This is a genomic window from Pseudomonas sp. 2 (assembly GCF_056627435.1).
On record NZ_JBWXNG010000033.1, the window covers coordinates 1 to 15,476 of the forward strand.

Consider the following 15,476-nt stretch of genomic DNA (forward strand, 5'->3'; position numbering starts at 1 on the left):
CTTGATCTTGATCTTGATCCCCTGACGAAACCGACCCCCACCCATCCCCTCGGCGGTTTTCCGTCGCCTCTTTGTAGCCCCTTCGCTAGCAAACCGGTACGTTAGTCAATTCCAAGGCGCCACCCGCTGCCCTTCATTCGCATGTACGCCCTAACTGTTTGATTCTTATGACCATCCATTCAGATGACCGAGTTGGCACGGCTTTCGCTTTGTCCTACACAAGCCCGATGAGAGGCGAAGGAGCGAAAACATGAGTTTTCCGACACGGGCCAACGCCTTTGAATTCGACAGTGCGCGTCTGCAGCGATTCGGTTTTGCGCCGGCGCACAGTCCTGCCCAGCAACCCATGGACTTCGAGCAACTGCAGCGCAGGCTCGGCCTGCACCTGCAGACCAGCCTGGAGGCCGAAAAAATCCTGGGAATGTTCTTCAACTACGTACAGCACCTGATCCCGCTCAGGGCGCTGAACTACCAGCATGCGGGCACGGACCTCAAGCTTGAGCTAGGCGAGCGCTCGCGCCACCACGCCAGCTATTCGATGACCCATGAAGGCGAACAGGTTGGCGAGATCGAGTTCCAGCGCGACCGGCGCTTCACCGAAGAAGAGTTGTCCCAGCTCGAATCGCTGCTGGTCAGCCTGCTGTACCCGCTGCGCAACGCCCTGCTGTACCGTCAGGCCAACCTCAGCGCGCTGCGTGATCCGCTGACCGGCGCCGGCAACCGGATTGCCATGGAGCAGTCACTGACCCGGGAAGTCGAAATCGCCCGGCGCCAGCAACAGCCGCTGTCGGTGCTGATGCTCGACATCGATCATTTCAAGAGCATCAACGACACCCACGGCCATGCCACGGGCGATGAAGTGCTGAGAAGAGTGGCCGATTCGATCAAGGACCGGCTGCGCAATATCGATCAGGTGTTCAGGTTTGGCGGTGAGGAATTTCTCATCGTGCTGACCAATACCGGGCGTGAGCCCGCCGCGCTGGTGGGCGAACGCCTGCGCAACGCGGCGCTGCAACTCACGCACCTGGTCAACGGGCGCGCCGTGGAGCTGACCGTCAGCCTCGGTTGCGCGACGCTGCTGCCGGGAGAATCCCCCGACAGCCTGTTGCGTCGCGCCGATTCGGCCCTGTACGCCGCCAAGCGCCAGGGCCGCAACCGTCTGGAAATGGCCGGCTGAACAGCCTCAGGCGCGCTGTGCGAAGCGATGCTCGCGCACGTTGCTCTGCGACGGCTGTTCCAGCGCCATACAGCGTTCCAGAAACAGATACATGTACTCGTAACTCTTGCACACCGCCATTCTCAGGTCCGCCTGCAACTGCTCGCTGGGGTTGTTGCCCGCCAGCGTGCAAATGATTTCCAGGGCTTCCCAGGGGTGCGAGTCATCGTACTGCGCATGCATCTTGAGCCACTTCATGGCGCGCTTTCGGATATCCGGCGGGAACAGGTCTGCGTAGGTCTCTTGCGAGCATACGACTGCCGACCATTCGCCGGTCGCCCCTTCAATGGCGTAGTTGGTGGCTGCGATGGCGACGACCAGAGGCTCCGACGAACAGCTGTGCCAGCACCAGTGGTTCAGTGCGTGCAATTCTGACGGTACCCGCTGCGCTTGCAGATCTTCCAGCGTGACCCCATGGGCCGCGCTCCAGTTCACCCAGTAATCGGCATGATTGAGTTCTACCCGAATATTGCGCATCAACCAGCGACGCGCCATGTCTTCACCCGGATGCCGGGCGAAACGGGTCTTGGTCAGGTTATGCGCCATATAGACGGCAAACTGCTCGACCACCGGCCATCCGCCAATCAGATACTGGCGCATGGTTTTCGAACTGAGTTTTCCGTCTCGCATACGTTGATACAGTTCATGCCCTACCACTCGTGCCTTGGCCTCGCTGCAATCTTCGATCAATTGCTGCGCCCAGGCGGGGTAACTGCTGGCATCCATCAGCGGACCGGTTCTAATGAACATATCGATCACTGTGTAGCTCCTTATGTTGTGTTGCCATTAGGGTCGTTCAGCGAAAAGTCCCAGGTGCGCTGAACAACATTGGGGTCTGCCTCGCGGGCCGTGCGTGCAGACATTCACAGGTGAATAATTGCGGTCGCTCGATGACGTAACCCTGAGCGTAGTCCACACCGATTTCCAATAACGCCTGCTCTATCTGGGGGCTTTCGACGAACTCGGCGATCGTCTGTTTGCCCATTACGTGCCCGATATGGTTGATCACTTCCACCATCGCCCGGTTGACCGGATCGTCAAGCATGTCCTTTACGAAACTGCCGTCTATCTTCAGGAAATCCACAGGCAAATGTTTCAAGTAAGCGAATGACGACATGCCTGCACAGAAGTCATCCAGAGAAAACCGGCATCCCAGACTCTTGAGTTCGTTAATGAACCGAATGGCGCTACCCAAATTGGAGATCGCACTGGTTTCGGTGATCTCGAAACAGATAAGTTCAGGGGGTATTGCGTAGATTTGGAACTGCTGTCGCAAATATTCGAGAAAAGCGTCATCGCCGATGCTGGTGCCGGACAAGTTGATGGCACAGACCGCCAGGGGACCGGTGGCATGGTTGTCGTTCAGGCAGTCGGCGATGACCTTGAACACGTTCTGCACCACCCAGCGGTCCAGGGTGGTCATCATGCCGTAGCGTTCGGCAGCGGGAATGAAACTGTCGGGCAGAATCATCCGTCCGGACTCGTCGCGCAGGCGCAACAGAATCTCCACGTGGCCATGACTGTTCTCGGGATCGCGGCTCAGTGAGGCGATTTCCTGGGAATACAGGCAGAAGCGGTTGTCTTCCAGGGCCATGTGCAGGCGCTGAATCCAGGCCATTTCACCGAAGCGGGTGGACAACTCCGAATCGTCGTCGTGATAGACCTGCACCCGGTTACGGCCTTTTTCCTTGGCCATGTAACAGGCCATGTCGGCGGCGCGCAGCGAGGCCTCAAGGGTGGTCGGCGCATTGGACACATGCACCAGCCCGATGCTGACCGTGGTCACGAACGGCCGGCCCTTCCACACGAAATGCAGGCTTTCCACGGTCTGACGCAAACCTTCGGCGATCTTCTCGGCGGCCTCGGGCGAGCAGTGCTCCAGGAGGATGCCGAACTCGTCGCCGCCCAGCCTTGCCAGGGTGTCGCCCTCGCGGATGCCCTGCTGCAACAGCGCGCAGATGTGGCGCAGCAGTTCATCCCCCGCGGCGTGGCCGCTGGTGTCGTTGACCAGCTTGAACTGGTCCAGGTCCAGGAACATCACCGCATGACGCCCCGGCTGATGGCCCAGGCCATTGAGCGCCAGTTCCAGGCGGTATTCGAATTCGCGGCGGTTGGCCAGCCCGGTGAGCGCGTCATGGGTCGCCTGCCAGGAGAGGTTGGCGATGTACTGACGCTCCTGGGTCATGTCGTGCAGCACCAGCACCGCACCGCTCACCTTGCCTTCGGTGCGGATCGGCGAGCCCACCAGCGCCACCGAAACCGTGCTGCCGTCCAGCCGTTGAATCAGTTTGGCGTTCTCGCTGCCGCCGCCCAGTTTGCCGCTTAGGATGTGTTCAATCAGGGTCGAGCTGTCCCGCTGGTCGTTTTCGTCCAGCAGATTGAACAGCGCGGCCAGCGGAAGCCCTGCGGCCTGTTCGGTTTTCCAGTGGGTCATCTGCTCAGCGGCCGGGTTCATATAGGCGATCGAGCCGTCGACATGGGTGGTGATCACCCCGTCACCGATGGACTCCAGCGTGATCTGCGCCCGCTCCTTCTCCAGTTGCAGGGCCGTGGCGAAGGCATGGCGCTGTTCCAGCAGTTTGTGGGTGCGCAGCAGCGCCAGGATGATCAGGAAGATGGCAGTGGTCAGGTTGACCACCAGCAGAATCCGCAGAATCAGCCGCGACCCTTCCCCCAGCGCGTTGCTGAAGGCCATCGCCGGCGGGGTCACACCTTCGTTGATGGCGCTGATCCGCTGCCGCCAGGCCAGTACGTCGCCATTGGTGGCCGAGCCTTCCTGAATTCGCGCGTGCATTTCCCGGGCGACTTCGTCCAGCTGCACCAGGTAGTTGTCACCGATCTTCCACAGGTCGATGGCTTTTTCCATGTAGCTGAAATGACGGAAATTCAGATAAAGCCAGATGATGCCCTGGGCGTCATCGGGATGGTTACCACCCTGCAGGATGCCTGCAGTGGCGCGGGGGATGTCAGGAACCGGCTGGTCCATGGCAATGCGCAGGTCATGGCCGCCCTGGGGAATGGCGATGGCCTGCTGGTATTTGAGGTAGTTGATCTCGTCGCGGCTGTTGGCGTAGAGATTGAGGTAATAAATGGCGTCCTTCTGGCCCTTGGACCAGAGGCTTTCGCCGCCAACATAGCTGCGCACCGCCGACATCATATAAAGGCTGACGCAGCCCAGCAGCGCCTGCAACAGCACTACAGCGATAAATGGCCAAACGATTCCGAGAAGACGGGGCTTCTCGAGTGTCCGCTTTTGCTTCATGGCGTCCCTTTCATCAGCACTGCCAGTACTCGCTCCCTCGGCGCAGGCGACCTTCCTGGCCTTCAGGGACTCGGCTAATTTCCACGATGCAGCGGGTTGCTTCGCACACCTTGTACACGACCTGGAGTGTTAACACGGGCAGGTCGAGACGTAAATATGACGCTTTTCACAGATTCCGGTATTTCACGGCTGTAGCATAGCCCAAGAATTGACGTGTTCCACTGGCGAAACGCCATTTAGAGGTTGGAGGGAAAAAAACCGACAAGCTGTATCAGAGCTGTTGCAAATGCCCGTAAAGCCGGGCGTACAGGCCACCGTCAGCAATCAGTTGCTGGTGATCGCCATCCTCGGCGATGCTGCCGCCATCGAACACCAGCACCCGGTCGGCCTGTTTCACGGCAGACAGGCGGTGGGCGATGATCAAGGTGGTCCGGCCGCTGAGAAAGCGGTTCAGCGCCTGATGCAGGCTGTATTCGGTGGCGGCGTCCAGCGCGGAGGTGGCCTCGTCGAGAATGACCACCTTGGGATCGGCCAGCACCATGCGTGCGATCGCCAGGCGCTGGCGTTGGCCGCCCGAGAGGCGCACGCCGGAGCGCCCCACCACGCTGTCCAGGCCTTGAGGCAAGGCGCGGATGGTCGCGTCCAGCTGGGCGATTTCCAGTGCCTGCCAACAGGCCTCGTCACTGCGCTCGCGACCCATCGACAGGTTGGCGCGGACCGTGTCGTTGAACAGCGCTGGATGCTGCAGCACCACCGCGACGTTCTCGCGCACGGTTTCCAGGCCGATCTCCTGCAACGTGGCGCCGCCGAAGCGAATGGTCCCGGCCTTGGGGCTGTACAGGCCCAGCAGCAACTGCACCAGCGTGCTCTTGCCACCGCCGCTGGCACCGACGATGGCCACCTTCTCGCCCGGGGTGATCGACAGGTCCAGATGATCGAGCACCGGCTCTTCGTTGTAGCCGAAGCACAGGCCGCGCACGTCGATGCCCACGGTGTCGCGGCCGATGAACGGGTTGATCCGCCCTTCGTACTGCGGCTCGTCGGCGCGGGCCAGCAGCTCGTTGATCCGGGTCAGCGCACCGCCGGCGGCATAAAAGGCGTATTGCAGGTTCAGCAGTTGCTCCACCGGGCCGATCATGAACCACAGGTAGCTGAACACCGCGAGCATGTGGCCGATGGACAAGTCGGAGAACAGCACCGTGAGCATCGCCGCCGCACGGAAAATGTCGATGCCGAACTGGAACAGCAAGCCGCTGGCCCGCCCCGAGGCGTCGCTCTTCCATTGCGAGGCCACCGCGTAATCGCGCACTTCCCGGGCGCGCAGCCCCAACAGGCCAAGGAAATAGCCCTGGCGGTTGCCGGCGCGAATCTCCTGGATCGCTTCCAGGGTTTCGGTCAGCGCCTGGGTGAAGCGCGAAGTGCTGTCGTTTTCCAGCTTCTTGAGGTGCTTGACTCGCTTGCCCAGCTTGACCGTGGCGTAGATCACCAGCGGGTTGAACATCAGGATCAGCAAGGCCAGTTGCCAGTGCATCCACACCAGAATGGCCGCCGTGCCGGTGAGGGTGAGCATGGCCACCAGAAAGCGGCTCAGGGTTTCGCCGACGAATTTGTCGACGGTGTCCAGGTCAGTGACCAGATGCGCGGTCACGGTCCCGCCGCCCAGGCTTTCGTATTCGCCCAGAGAAATGCGCTTGAGCCGTTCGATCAGGCGAATGCGGATGCGGTAGACGATGTCCTTGGCCAGCCCCGCGAACAGCCGGGCCTGAATCACGTTGAACAGCAGCGCACCCAGGCGCAGGCAGAGGGTGGCGAGCAGCATCAGGCCGATGTAGCCCACCGGCTTGTGCAGGCTCTCGGGCAGGAAGCGATTCATGAAGAGCAGGGCCGAATCACCCTTGCCCAGCAGCACTTCATCCACCAGCAGCGGCAGCAGCAAGGGAATCGGCACCGAACACAGCACCGCCAGCACGGCGACGCCGTTGGCGATCCACAGGGATTTCTTGTGTTGCAGCGCCAGTTTGCGAATCTGCGCCCAGCTCAGGCGGTCCGCAGGTCGCACGGCGTTTTCATCGGCAGAGCGTTCGAGGTCGACAGAATCACGCACAGGCAGCACGCTCCAGCCAACGGCTGAGCAGCGGCGCGAGTTCGTCCAGAGGTTGATAGCCGTTGGTCAACAGCGCCAGTTGGCCGTTGCGTTCGGCGAGCAAAGTGGGAAACCCGGCGATGCCCAGATCCTGAACCCAGGAAAAATCAGATGCCGTGGCCGCATGCTGCTCGGGGCTGTCGAACGCTTCGGCGAACTCGATGCGCGGCAACCCGGCGCGCTCGGCCAGTTCAGCCAGCACCGAGCCTCGGGTCACGTCCCGCCCCTGGAGGTAGAACGCGCGCTGGATTTCCCCGACCAGTTTCCAGGCGATGTCCGGCGCCAGGCTGCGCGCAGCCACGATGGCGCGGCACGCAGGCTCGGTGTCGTAGACAAAATCGTTGGGCAAGGCGTCCTCGAACTTGAATGTCTGGCCCGTGGCTTCGTGCACCGCATGCCAGTGTTCGAGGATGTAGCGTTTGGTGGCAGGCTCGATCGCCGCGCCGCTGCCGGTGCGCAAGCCGCCGACCACCAGATGCAGTTCCACGCCTGCCGCCCTGGCCTGCTCCACCAGTGCCTCGGCCACCGGAGCGAATCCCCAGCACCACGAACACATCGGGTCCATGACATAGAGCAGGCGGCTGGACATTGATCAGACCTCGCTGTTTTGAGTGTCGTTGCCCTGGCCATCGAGCAGGCGGTAGTTGCGCCCGATCGGATGCGGCTGATTGCGCGCCTTGGCCAGTTCGATCTGCTTCTGCCGGTCGATGGCGCTGCGGCGGGTCTTCTCGCTCAGCGTGTCCCAGCAATGCGGGCAGCTGACGCCTGGCGAGTAGTGCTCGCTGGCGCGATCTTCAGCGCTGATCGGCGTGCGGCACGCATGACATTGATCGTAGTCGCCTTCGGAGAGGTCGTGGCGCACGGTCACGCGATTGTCGAAAACGAAGCAGTCGCCGCGCCACTGGCTTTCTTCCTGCGGCACTTCTTCGAGGTATTTGAGGATGCCGCCCTTGAGGTGATAGACCTCTTCGAAGCCTTCACCGAGCATGTAGCTCGACGCCTTCTCGCAACGAATGCCGCCGGTGCAGAACATCGCCACTTTCTTGTGTTTGGCCGGGTCGAAGTTGGCCTTGATGTAGTCGGGGAACTCGCGGAAGGTCGTGGTCTTCGGATCGATCGCGCCTTCGAAGGTGCCGATGGACACTTCGTAATCGTTGCGGGTATCGATCAGCAGCACTTCAGGGTCGGTGATCAGCGCGTTCCAGTCTGCCGGCTCGACGTAGGTGCCGACGGCCTTGTTCGGGTCGACGCCCGGCACACCCAGGGTCACGATCTCTTTCTTGAGCTTGACCTTGGTGCGGTAGAACGGCTGCTCGTCGCAGTACGACTCTTTATGGTCGATGTCGATCATGCGCGGATCGTTGCGCAGCCAGGCCAGCAGGCCGTCGATGCCTTCGCGCGAGCCGGAAACCGTGCCGTTGATGCCTTCTTCGGCGATCAGCAGGGTGCCTTTGATGCCGTTGTCGTTCATGGCCTTGAGCAGCGGCTCGCGCAGCTCGACGTAGTCAGAAAGGGTGACGAATTTGTACAGCGCCGCGACGACGATGGGTGCGGTTTGGGTCATGTTGCGTCTCCAGGTGGTGACCCTCGCAAAGGGCCTACCGGATGAAAAAATTCAGATGAACACGTGCCGACCAGGCAACGCGGCGCGGATTCTAGCAAAAAATGGAAGTAAACAGGCGGGATGATGGACTAGCGGATACAGAAGAATTGACGCGGTACCCGCGTAGGAGCGCGCTTGCCCGCGATTGCGGTGTGCCATTCAACGACCAGGTCGCAGACAGATCGCATCGCGGGCAAGCGCGCTCCTACAACACGCGTTACGGCTTAATCATGCCCCCCGGCACAGGTCGGCGAAGCGGGCGCTGCGCCCAGTTTCGCCCATTCTTCCGGGGTATAGGTGTGCAGTGCCAGGGCGTGGAACTCACCCATCAGGCCACCGAGCAGGCCGTAGACCTTCTGGTGGCGCTTGACGGCGTTGAGGCCAGCGAATTGCTCGCTGACCACGACGGCCTTGTAGTGAGTGTCCGTGCCACGACTGTGCATGTGGCTTTCATTGAGCACCTGCAGGTACTCGGGCTGAAAGACCGCCAACGCGGATTCGATACGCTGTTGCATGCTCATGTCAGGCTTCGCTTATGGCTTCTTGGCCGGAGCAGGTGCTGCGCCTTTCTTGGCGGCTGGCGCCAGCTCGTCGGTCATGTCGGCCAGCAGTTTGGTGACCACAGGCACTGCAGGCTGCAGTTTTTCCTGAGTCATCTGGAACGATTGCTGGCTGATCTGCGGCATCTTGGCCTGGACTTTCTTGCCCAGCGGCGACTGGTAGAACGCGACCAGGTCCTTGAGCTCCTGCTCGGTGAAGTTGTCGGTGTACAGCTTGACCATGTCAGGCTGCAGCTTGTCCCAGCCAATGGCCTTGTCCAGCGCGGCGTTGGCCTGGGCCTGGTACTTCTCCAGCACGGCTTTCTTGGATTCCGGGGCTTTGGTTTCGGCAAAACGCTGGGCAAACATCTGCTGCGCTTGCATGTAGATCGGCGCGCCCAATTGGTCGGCGTGAGCCAATTTGAGGAAGGCTACGGCACTGGCCTCATGGCTGGGGGTGGCGGCGAGAGCCTGGCCGCTGGCGCATACCAGAGCGACCGCAGCACAGATGGCGCGAAGACGGGTCATCGAGTTTCCTTATCTAGCAAGCGAGGCTGAACCCCAAGGCCGAACATTCTGCGCCCGTTTTCCCCTCGCGCTCAACCCCCGACCCTACGAGCGGTTGCTCTGCGGCCCCCTCCAGGCAGCGCTGGCGAATGTTTAGCGCGACCGCGCAACGCTTTTTGTCGCACACTGTCGGCTCATGTTCTTGCCTTGCAGCCGCTACCGGGAACCCGATCGGATCTGCGGGTACTAAACTGCGCTAATCGACGTTAAGGAGTGAGTCCAGTGAGCCGTACCGAAACCGACAGCATAGGTCCGATCGAAGTCCCCGAAGACGCTTACTGGGGCGCGCAAACCCAGCGTTCGCTCATCAATTTCGCGATTGGCCAGGAACACATGCCGCTGCCGGTGCTGCATGCCCTGGCGCTGATCAAGAAAGCCGCAGCGCGGGTCAACGACCGTAATGGCGACCTGCCTGCCGAGATCGCCCGCCTGATCGAACAGTCCGCCGACGAAGTGCTCAGCGGCAAGCTGGACGACCAGTTCCCGCTGGTGGTGTGGCAGACCGGCAGCGGCACCCAGAGCAACATGAACGTCAACGAAGTGATCGCCGGCCGCGCCAACGAGCTGTCCGGCAAGGGCCGCGGCGGCAAGTCGCCAGTGCACCCCAACGACCACGTCAACCGCTCGCAAAGCTCCAACGACTGCTTCCCCACCGCCATGCACATCGCCGCAGCCCAGGCGGTGAAGGAGCAACTGCTGCCGGCCATCGCCGAGTTGTCCGCCGGCATCGCCGAGCAATCGTCACGGCACATGAAACTGGTGAAAACCGGCCGCACCCACATGATGGACGCCACGCCGATCACCTTCGGCCAGGAGCTGTCGGCCTTTGTGGCGCAGCTCGACTACGCGGAAAAAAGCATCCGCGCCGCCCTCCCCGCGGTCTGCGAACTGGCGCAGGGCGGCACCGCCGTGGGCACCGGCCTGAACTCGCCCCATGGCTTCGCTGAAGCGGTGGCCGCGGAACTGGCGGCGCTTTCTGGCCTGCCATTCGTCACCGCCCCCAACAAATTCGCCGCACTTGCAGGCCATGAGCCGTTGACCGCGTTGTCCGGCGCGCTGAAAACCCTGGCCGTGACCCTGATGAAAATCGCCAACGACCTGCGCCTGCTGGGCTCCGGTCCCCGTGCAGGCCTTGCCGAGGTCAAGTTGCCAGCCAACGAACCGGGCAGCTCGATCATGCCGGGCAAGGTCAACCCGACCCAGTGCGAGGCGCTGTCGATGCTGGCCTGTCAGGTCATGGGCAACGACACGACGATTTCCTTCGCCGCCAGCCAGGGCCATCTGCAACTGAACGTGTTCAAGCCGGTGATCATCCACAACCTGCTGCAATCGATCCGATTGCTGGGCGATGGCTGCCGCAATTTCAACGAGCACTGCATCGCGGGCATGGAACCGGACGCGGGCAAGATGGCCGAGCACCTGGAGCGCGGCCTGATGCTGGTGACCGCCCTGAACCCGCACATCGGTTACGACAAGTCCGCGCAGATCGCCAAAAAGGCCTACAGCGAAGGCCTGACCTTGCGCGAAGCGGCGCTGCAGCTGGGCTTCTTGACCGATGCCGAGTTCGACGCCTGGGTGCGCCCGGAGAAAATGCTCGAGGCCGGCAGCAATGGCTGAGCCGATCAGCGGCGCCACGCCACTGGAAGGCTATGGCAAGCGCATCCTGATGGTCATTGGTTCGCCCAAGACCATCAGCCTCTGCCACGCTCTGGGCGACGCGTACGCCCAGGGCGCGCGCAGTCAGGGCCATGTGGTGCGGGTGCTCAAGCTGGAAGAACTGGATTTCGACCCGGTGCTGCGTGGCGGTTACGAGTCGAGCCAGACGCTGGAGCACGATCTGTTGCAGGCCCAGCGGGAGATCCACTGGGCGCAGCATCTGGTGTTTGTGTATCCGGTCTGGTGGGGCGGGCTGCCGAGCCTGCTCAGCGGTTTTTTCGACCGGGTGTTCATGCCGGGTTTCGCGTTCAAGGCCCATGGTCGGCATCATCCTTCCAATGAGTTGCTCAAGGGGCGTACGGCGGAGCTGTTGGTGACGCTGGATACGCCTTCGCGGTATTTCCGCTGGGTGCTCAAGGCGCCGGCGCATCGGCAGATGACCAATGCGATTCTGGAGTTCTGCGGGATCAAGACGACACGGCTGACGGAGTTTTCGCCGGTGCGCACGTCGACGGAGGAGCAGCGGCAGCAGTGGATTCATCAGGCGCAGGATCTTGGGAAGCGGTAGTTTTTTGGTGCTGGGATCGCGGTTTGATCCGAACTCGATGGTGACGCTATTTTGTTCTGGCTAACGCCAGACCTGTTTCGACTTCGTCGAGTTACTTGGAAAAGACCCCCAAGTAACCAAGGGGTCCTGCTCCTGGTTGGGGTCCTCCTTCGTCGGACTTCCTTCACTCCGGTCCCGCTCCGTGGGCTCGGCGTGAAAGGGCCATCCATGGCCCACACGCCTCTCGCCGCATCCATGCGGCTCGACCCACTCCGCGAGACCTCCGTTCAGCCTGCACCCAAGTCGCGTTTTGTGGTGTCTGGGCTATCGCGCATGAAGATCAAAAGCCAAATCAAAAGCGACCGGCTACCGCCATCCACCGGCTAACACCGTCCCCGTAGCAGTCCGGCTTGCCGGACTGCTACGGAGGGCATCGCCCTCATGCTTTTGATCTTCGTGCGCAATAGTCCAGACACCACAAAACGCGACTTGGGTGCAGGCCGAACGGAGGTGATGTGGAGTGGGTCAAGCGGCAGGATGCCGCGCGAGGCGCGGGGCCATGGATGGCCCATTCGCGCCGGGCCCACGGAGTATCGCCGGAGTGAGGGAACCTCGACGAAGTCGAGGCCAAACCAGGAGCAGGACACCTTGATTACTTGGGTGTGGTGCGGCATTCCGACTTTTCCAAGTAACTCGACGAAGTCGAAACAGATCTGACGTTAGGAAGAGCGCTCTTGATCTTGATCTTGATCTTGATCTTGAGGAATCCAAGTCCCCCGCCGAAGTCGAAACAGGCTTGGCGTTAGCCAGAACATAACTGCGTCACCGCCGAAAACGGATCTGCACGCAAAAATACCACCGCCGCAAACCAGCCTTTGGAGTAAAGTATCAATCAGCCAGCCCCCCCTTTCCGTCTCACCCTGTGGAAAGCCTCTACCGCTGGCCCCACCCAGGTTTAGCCGTCCTGAATGAACATCACTCCCGCCCCGGAGCAGGCTATGTTGAGCAAGCGTGAGCAGGACCCCGAAAGTGCCGTGCATTTTCGCAGTGATCGCGTTTCCCGCGTCAATGGCATGTACTTCTTCAGCACCCGCGAAAACACCCTCGAAGGCCCCTTCTTCAGCAAGGAGGACGCCGAGCGGGAGACCGAGGCATATATCCGGCGCATGCAGGCCGGCAGGTTCGCAGGGCCCTCTTCGCTCAATGGCTGAATGTCACGAATGATTACGGCGGAAGGTCTCCTCGCCCATTGCTGCGATCTGCCCTTCGATCAGCGCATCGAACGGCCGCAACAACGCGTCGAATGACTGCAGCGGCTCAAGGGTGTGCAGCGCATGGACGACGGCTTCCAGCGTGGACAACGCATCCGGCCCCGGCGCCTTGCGCAGGCGGTAGCGCGAGGTCGGGGTATTGCTCAAGGTGACCCGGGGCAGCGCCGCCAGCCGCGGATTGAGGTGCAGCAGCTTGCGCGCCTTGCGCCAGGTTCCGTCAGGCACTACCAGCAAGGTCGGACGTTCGTCAGCGCTTTGTCCGACTAACACCTCAGCCTCTTCTCCCGGAAACAGCAGCCTGGCCTGATAGCCCGGCACATCAAGCAGAGCGTCCAGTTCCTCGAACACCTCCCCCACCACCAACTGCGCATTGCTCAGGCCCAAGGCCGCGAGCCGCGCGGTATTGAGCGCATGATTGACTTCGCTGGGGTGCTGCAGGATCAGCACGCGAGTGCGGCTGTCGAGCTGCGGGATGAGCGCACACAAACAGTGGTTTTCCGGGCGCTGGCAGCGCTCGCATCGGGCACGGGACATGGCTTGCCCTCCTAGAGCGGGTTGAGTTGCGCCTTGAGCAGGTCGCGGAAGGTCTGGATCAGCGGCTCGCGGCTGCGACCCCGACGCAGGATCATCGAGAACGGCGCCTGATAGCCGAAGGTTGCCGGCAGCAACACCCGCAGATGCCCGGAATCGACCCACGACTGCGCGTAGTGCTCCGGCAGGTAGCCGATGTAGGCGCCAGACAGCACCAGAATCAGCTGCGCCTCCATACTTTCCACGGTCGCCGCGCTGTGTTTGAAACCGTGACGCGCCAGCTCCGCCTGACTCCAGTAGCCACGACCAACCATGCGCTGCTGGGTAATCACCGGCTCCGGAATGCGTCGCTCGGCGAACAGCGGGTGGCGGCTGCTGCAATACAGCCAGTGCTGCTCGCGGTACAGCGGTTGATACAGCAGGCCGTTCATGCGCGTGGAAAACGAGCCGATGGCCAGGTCCAGGCGGTTGTCCAGCACACCGAGCTGCAATTCGTAAGGGCTCATGACCGACAGGTGCAGGTGCACCGCCGGATGTTCCTCGCTGTAGGCGCCGATCACTTCGGCAAAAGGCAGCGCCCGGTCGCTGACCGTCGAGTCCAGCACGCCGAGATTCAAGGTCCCACGCAGTTCGCCCTTGAGCGCAGCGGCGTACAATTCGAAGCCTTCGAGCTCGCCCAAGAGGCGCAGGGTTTCCTGATGAAACAACTCGCCCTTGCTGGTCAGGCTGAAACCGCCACGGCCCCGATGACACAGCACGATGCCCAGCGCCGCTTCCAGCTGGCTCATGTAGGTGCTGATCGCCGAGGTGGAAAGGTTCAGTTCCTGCTGCGCGCTGGCGAAACCCTGGTGGCGCACCACACAGACGAAAATTCGCAGCAGTTTCAGATCGGGTAATGCGTTGGCCATGTGGATACCGGGAGAATCATCGTGGGTTGAGCCCAAGGCGAAAGCTTAACCTGATTTTCCCGATAGTTCAGAAATCTCTGAACTAAGTATTTTGCCCCAGCGATTCTTCGCAGGCCGCGCGGTTCGCAGAATCGCCACAGGTCTACCCATATTAATAATCAACCGATGAGGCAATCCCGTGGACAAGATTTTCCACCAACCACTGGGCGGCAACGAAATGCCGCGCTTCGCCGGCATCGCAACCATGATGCGTCTGCCACACCTGCAATCGGCCGCTGGCCTTGATGCCGCCTTTATTGGCGTGCCCCTGGACATCGGCACTTCGCTGCGCTCTGGCACCCGCTTCGGCCCTCGCGAAATCCGCGCCGAATCGGTGATGATCCGTCCTTACAACATGGCCACGGGCGCTGCGCCGTTCGACTCGCTGTCGGTCGCCGACATTGGCGACGTGCCAATCAACACCTTCAACATGCTTGAAGCAGTGCGCATCATCGAAGAGGCCTACGACGGCTTCCTCGAGCACGGCATCATCCCGCTGACCCTGGGCGGCGACCACACCATCACCCTGCCGATCCTGCGGGCGATCAAGAAGAAGCACGGCAAGGTCGGGCTGATCCACATCGACGCCCACGCTGACGTCAACGATCACATGTTCGGCGAGAAAATCGCCCACGGCACCACCTTCCGCCGCGCCGTCGAAGAAGACCTGCTGGACTGCGACCGCGTGGTGCAGATCGGCCTGCGCGCTCAGGGCTACACCGCCGAAGACTTCAACTGGAGCCGCAAGCAGGGCTTCCGCGTAGTGCAGGCCGAAGAGTGCTGGCACAAGTCGCTGGCGCCATTGATGGCCGAAGTGCGCGAGAAGGTCGACGGCGGCCCGGTTTACCTGAGCTTCGACATCGACGGCATCGACCCGGCCTGGGCGCCTGGTACTGGCACCCCGGAAATCGGCGGCCTGACCACCATCCAGGCGATCGAAATCATCCGTGGCTGCCAAGGCCTGAACCTGATCGGCTGCGACCTGGTGGAGGTGTCCCCGCCTTACGACACCACCGGCAACACGTCGCTGCTGGGTGCGAACCTGTTGTACGAAATGCTCTGCGTGCTGCCGGGTGTGACACACCGCTGATTCACCGGGTGGGTCGGATAACGTCCGACTAACCCGATCCTGTAGGAGCGAATTCATTCGCGAACCATCTTCCCGGCGACGCATTTCGGGTGGCTGGCAGATGG

General features: G+C 61.6%; 14 protein-coding genes. 5 read left to right on the plus strand and 9 right to left on the minus strand.

From position 1 onward, the window contains the following. Positions 1–250: 250 nt before the first annotated feature. A complete protein-coding gene (locus tag AC1MEK_RS29625; protein WP_480399813.1) occupies positions 251–1,177 on the plus strand; it encodes a GGDEF domain-containing protein in 927 nt (308 codons plus the stop codon). A gap of 6 nt (positions 1,178–1,183) precedes the next feature. On the opposite strand, the gene AC1MEK_RS29630 is transcribed toward AC1MEK_RS29625, so the two are convergent. The 7 genes from AC1MEK_RS29630 to AC1MEK_RS29660 all read right to left on the minus strand — a co-directional run bounded on the left by AC1MEK_RS29630 (position 1,184) and on the right by AC1MEK_RS29660 (position 9,291). After that, the gene (locus AC1MEK_RS29630) at positions 1,184–1,975 is read right to left on the minus strand and encodes an iron-containing redox enzyme family protein (protein WP_480399814.1); all 792 of its coding nucleotides are present in this window, start codon (positions 1,973–1,975) and stop codon (positions 1,184–1,186) included. Between the two features lie 37 nt (positions 1,976–2,012). Next, positions 2,013–4,478 (minus strand): EAL domain-containing protein, encoded by a 2,466-nt coding sequence (locus tag AC1MEK_RS29635; RefSeq protein WP_480399815.1) that lies wholly within the window; start codon positions 4,476–4,478, stop codon positions 2,013–2,015. Between the two features lie 271 nt (positions 4,479–4,749). Further along, positions 4,750–6,537, minus strand: a complete 1,788-nt coding sequence (locus AC1MEK_RS29640; RefSeq protein ID WP_480399824.1) for an ABC transporter ATP-binding protein — start codon at positions 6,535–6,537, stop codon at positions 4,750–4,752. A 37-nt stretch (positions 6,538–6,574) separates the two neighbouring features. Next, the gene (locus AC1MEK_RS29645) at positions 6,575–7,210 is read right to left on the minus strand and encodes a DsbA family protein (RefSeq protein WP_480399816.1); all 636 of its coding nucleotides are present in this window, start codon (positions 7,208–7,210) and stop codon (positions 6,575–6,577) included. Positions 7,211–7,213: 3 nt separating this feature from the next. Further along, complete coding sequence (trhO, locus tag AC1MEK_RS29650) at positions 7,214–8,185, minus strand: oxygen-dependent tRNA uridine(34) hydroxylase TrhO (RefSeq protein ID WP_480399817.1); 972 nt, start codon at positions 8,183–8,185, stop codon at positions 7,214–7,216. A 263-nt stretch (positions 8,186–8,448) separates the two neighbouring features. Further along, complete coding sequence (locus AC1MEK_RS29655) at positions 8,449–8,745, minus strand: BolA family protein (RefSeq protein WP_404638653.1); 297 nt, start codon at positions 8,743–8,745, stop codon at positions 8,449–8,451. A 12-nt stretch (positions 8,746–8,757) separates the two neighbouring features. Further along, on the minus strand, positions 8,758–9,291 hold the full coding sequence (locus AC1MEK_RS29660) for a DUF2059 domain-containing protein (protein WP_480399818.1): 534 nt from the start codon (positions 9,289–9,291) through the stop codon (positions 8,758–8,760). Positions 9,292–9,552: 261 nt separating this feature from the next. On the opposite strand from AC1MEK_RS29660, the gene AC1MEK_RS29665 reads away from it, so the two are divergent. From AC1MEK_RS29665 to AC1MEK_RS29675, 3 genes are all read left to right on the plus strand, one after another. After that, positions 9,553–10,947: a class II fumarate hydratase gene (locus AC1MEK_RS29665; RefSeq protein ID WP_480399819.1), complete on the plus strand. Its 1,395-nt coding sequence runs from the start codon at positions 9,553–9,555 to the stop codon at positions 10,945–10,947. Next, positions 10,940–11,554, plus strand: a complete 615-nt coding sequence (locus tag AC1MEK_RS29670) for an NAD(P)H-dependent oxidoreductase (protein ID WP_480399820.1) — start codon at positions 10,940–10,942, stop codon at positions 11,552–11,554. Before AC1MEK_RS29665 ends, AC1MEK_RS29670 begins: the two co-directional genes overlap by 8 nt. Positions 11,555–12,531: 977 nt before the next feature. Continuing rightward, a complete protein-coding gene (locus AC1MEK_RS29675; protein ID WP_480399821.1) occupies positions 12,532–12,744 on the plus strand; it encodes a DUF6316 family protein in 213 nt (70 codons plus the stop codon). 3 nt (positions 12,745–12,747) lie between these two features. Here the strand turns inward: AC1MEK_RS29675 and AC1MEK_RS29680 are convergent, their stop codons facing one another. Next, positions 12,748–13,338 (minus strand): tRNA-uridine aminocarboxypropyltransferase, encoded by a 591-nt coding sequence (locus tag AC1MEK_RS29680; protein ID WP_480399822.1) that lies wholly within the window; start codon positions 13,336–13,338, stop codon positions 12,748–12,750. Positions 13,339–13,349: 11 nt separating this feature from the next. Then, positions 13,350–14,243, minus strand: coding sequence for a LysR family transcriptional regulator (locus AC1MEK_RS29685; protein ID WP_274135395.1), 894 nt, complete (start codon positions 14,241–14,243; stop codon positions 13,350–13,352). Between the two features lie 178 nt (positions 14,244–14,421). Between AC1MEK_RS29685 and speB the strand changes: the two genes are divergently transcribed. Further along, positions 14,422–15,372 (plus strand): agmatinase, encoded by a 951-nt coding sequence (gene speB, locus AC1MEK_RS29690; protein ID WP_480399823.1) that lies wholly within the window; start codon positions 14,422–14,424, stop codon positions 15,370–15,372. Positions 15,373–15,476 lie beyond the last annotated feature (104 nt).

Coding starts and splice junctions, on each gene's coding strand:
- AC1MEK_RS29645 (WP_480399816.1), bottom strand. CDS start 7,210: ATGTCCAGCCGCCTGCTCTATGTCATGGACCCGATGTGTTCGTGGTGC.
- AC1MEK_RS29655 (WP_404638653.1), bottom strand. CDS start 8,745: ATGAGCATGCAACAGCGTATCGAATCCGCGTTGGCGGTCTTTCAGCCC.
- AC1MEK_RS29670 (WP_480399820.1), top strand. CDS start 10,940: ATGGCTGAGCCGATCAGCGGCGCCACGCCACTGGAAGGCTATGGCAAG.
- AC1MEK_RS29685 (WP_274135395.1), bottom strand. CDS start 14,243: ATGGCCAACGCATTACCCGATCTGAAACTGCTGCGAATTTTCGTCTGT.
- AC1MEK_RS29680 (WP_480399822.1), bottom strand. CDS start 13,338: ATGTCCCGTGCCCGATGCGAGCGCTGCCAGCGCCCGGAAAACCACTGT.
- trhO (WP_480399817.1), bottom strand. CDS start 8,185: ATGACCCAAACCGCACCCATCGTCGTCGCGGCGCTGTACAAATTCGTC.
- AC1MEK_RS29625 (WP_480399813.1), top strand. CDS start 251: ATGAGTTTTCCGACACGGGCCAACGCCTTTGAATTCGACAGTGCGCGT.
- AC1MEK_RS29660 (WP_480399818.1), bottom strand. CDS start 9,291: ATGACCCGTCTTCGCGCCATCTGTGCTGCGGTCGCTCTGGTATGCGCC.
- AC1MEK_RS29675 (WP_480399821.1), top strand. CDS start 12,532: ATGTTGAGCAAGCGTGAGCAGGACCCCGAAAGTGCCGTGCATTTTCGC.
- AC1MEK_RS29635 (WP_480399815.1), bottom strand. CDS start 4,478: ATGAAGCAAAAGCGGACACTCGAGAAGCCCCGTCTTCTCGGAATCGTT.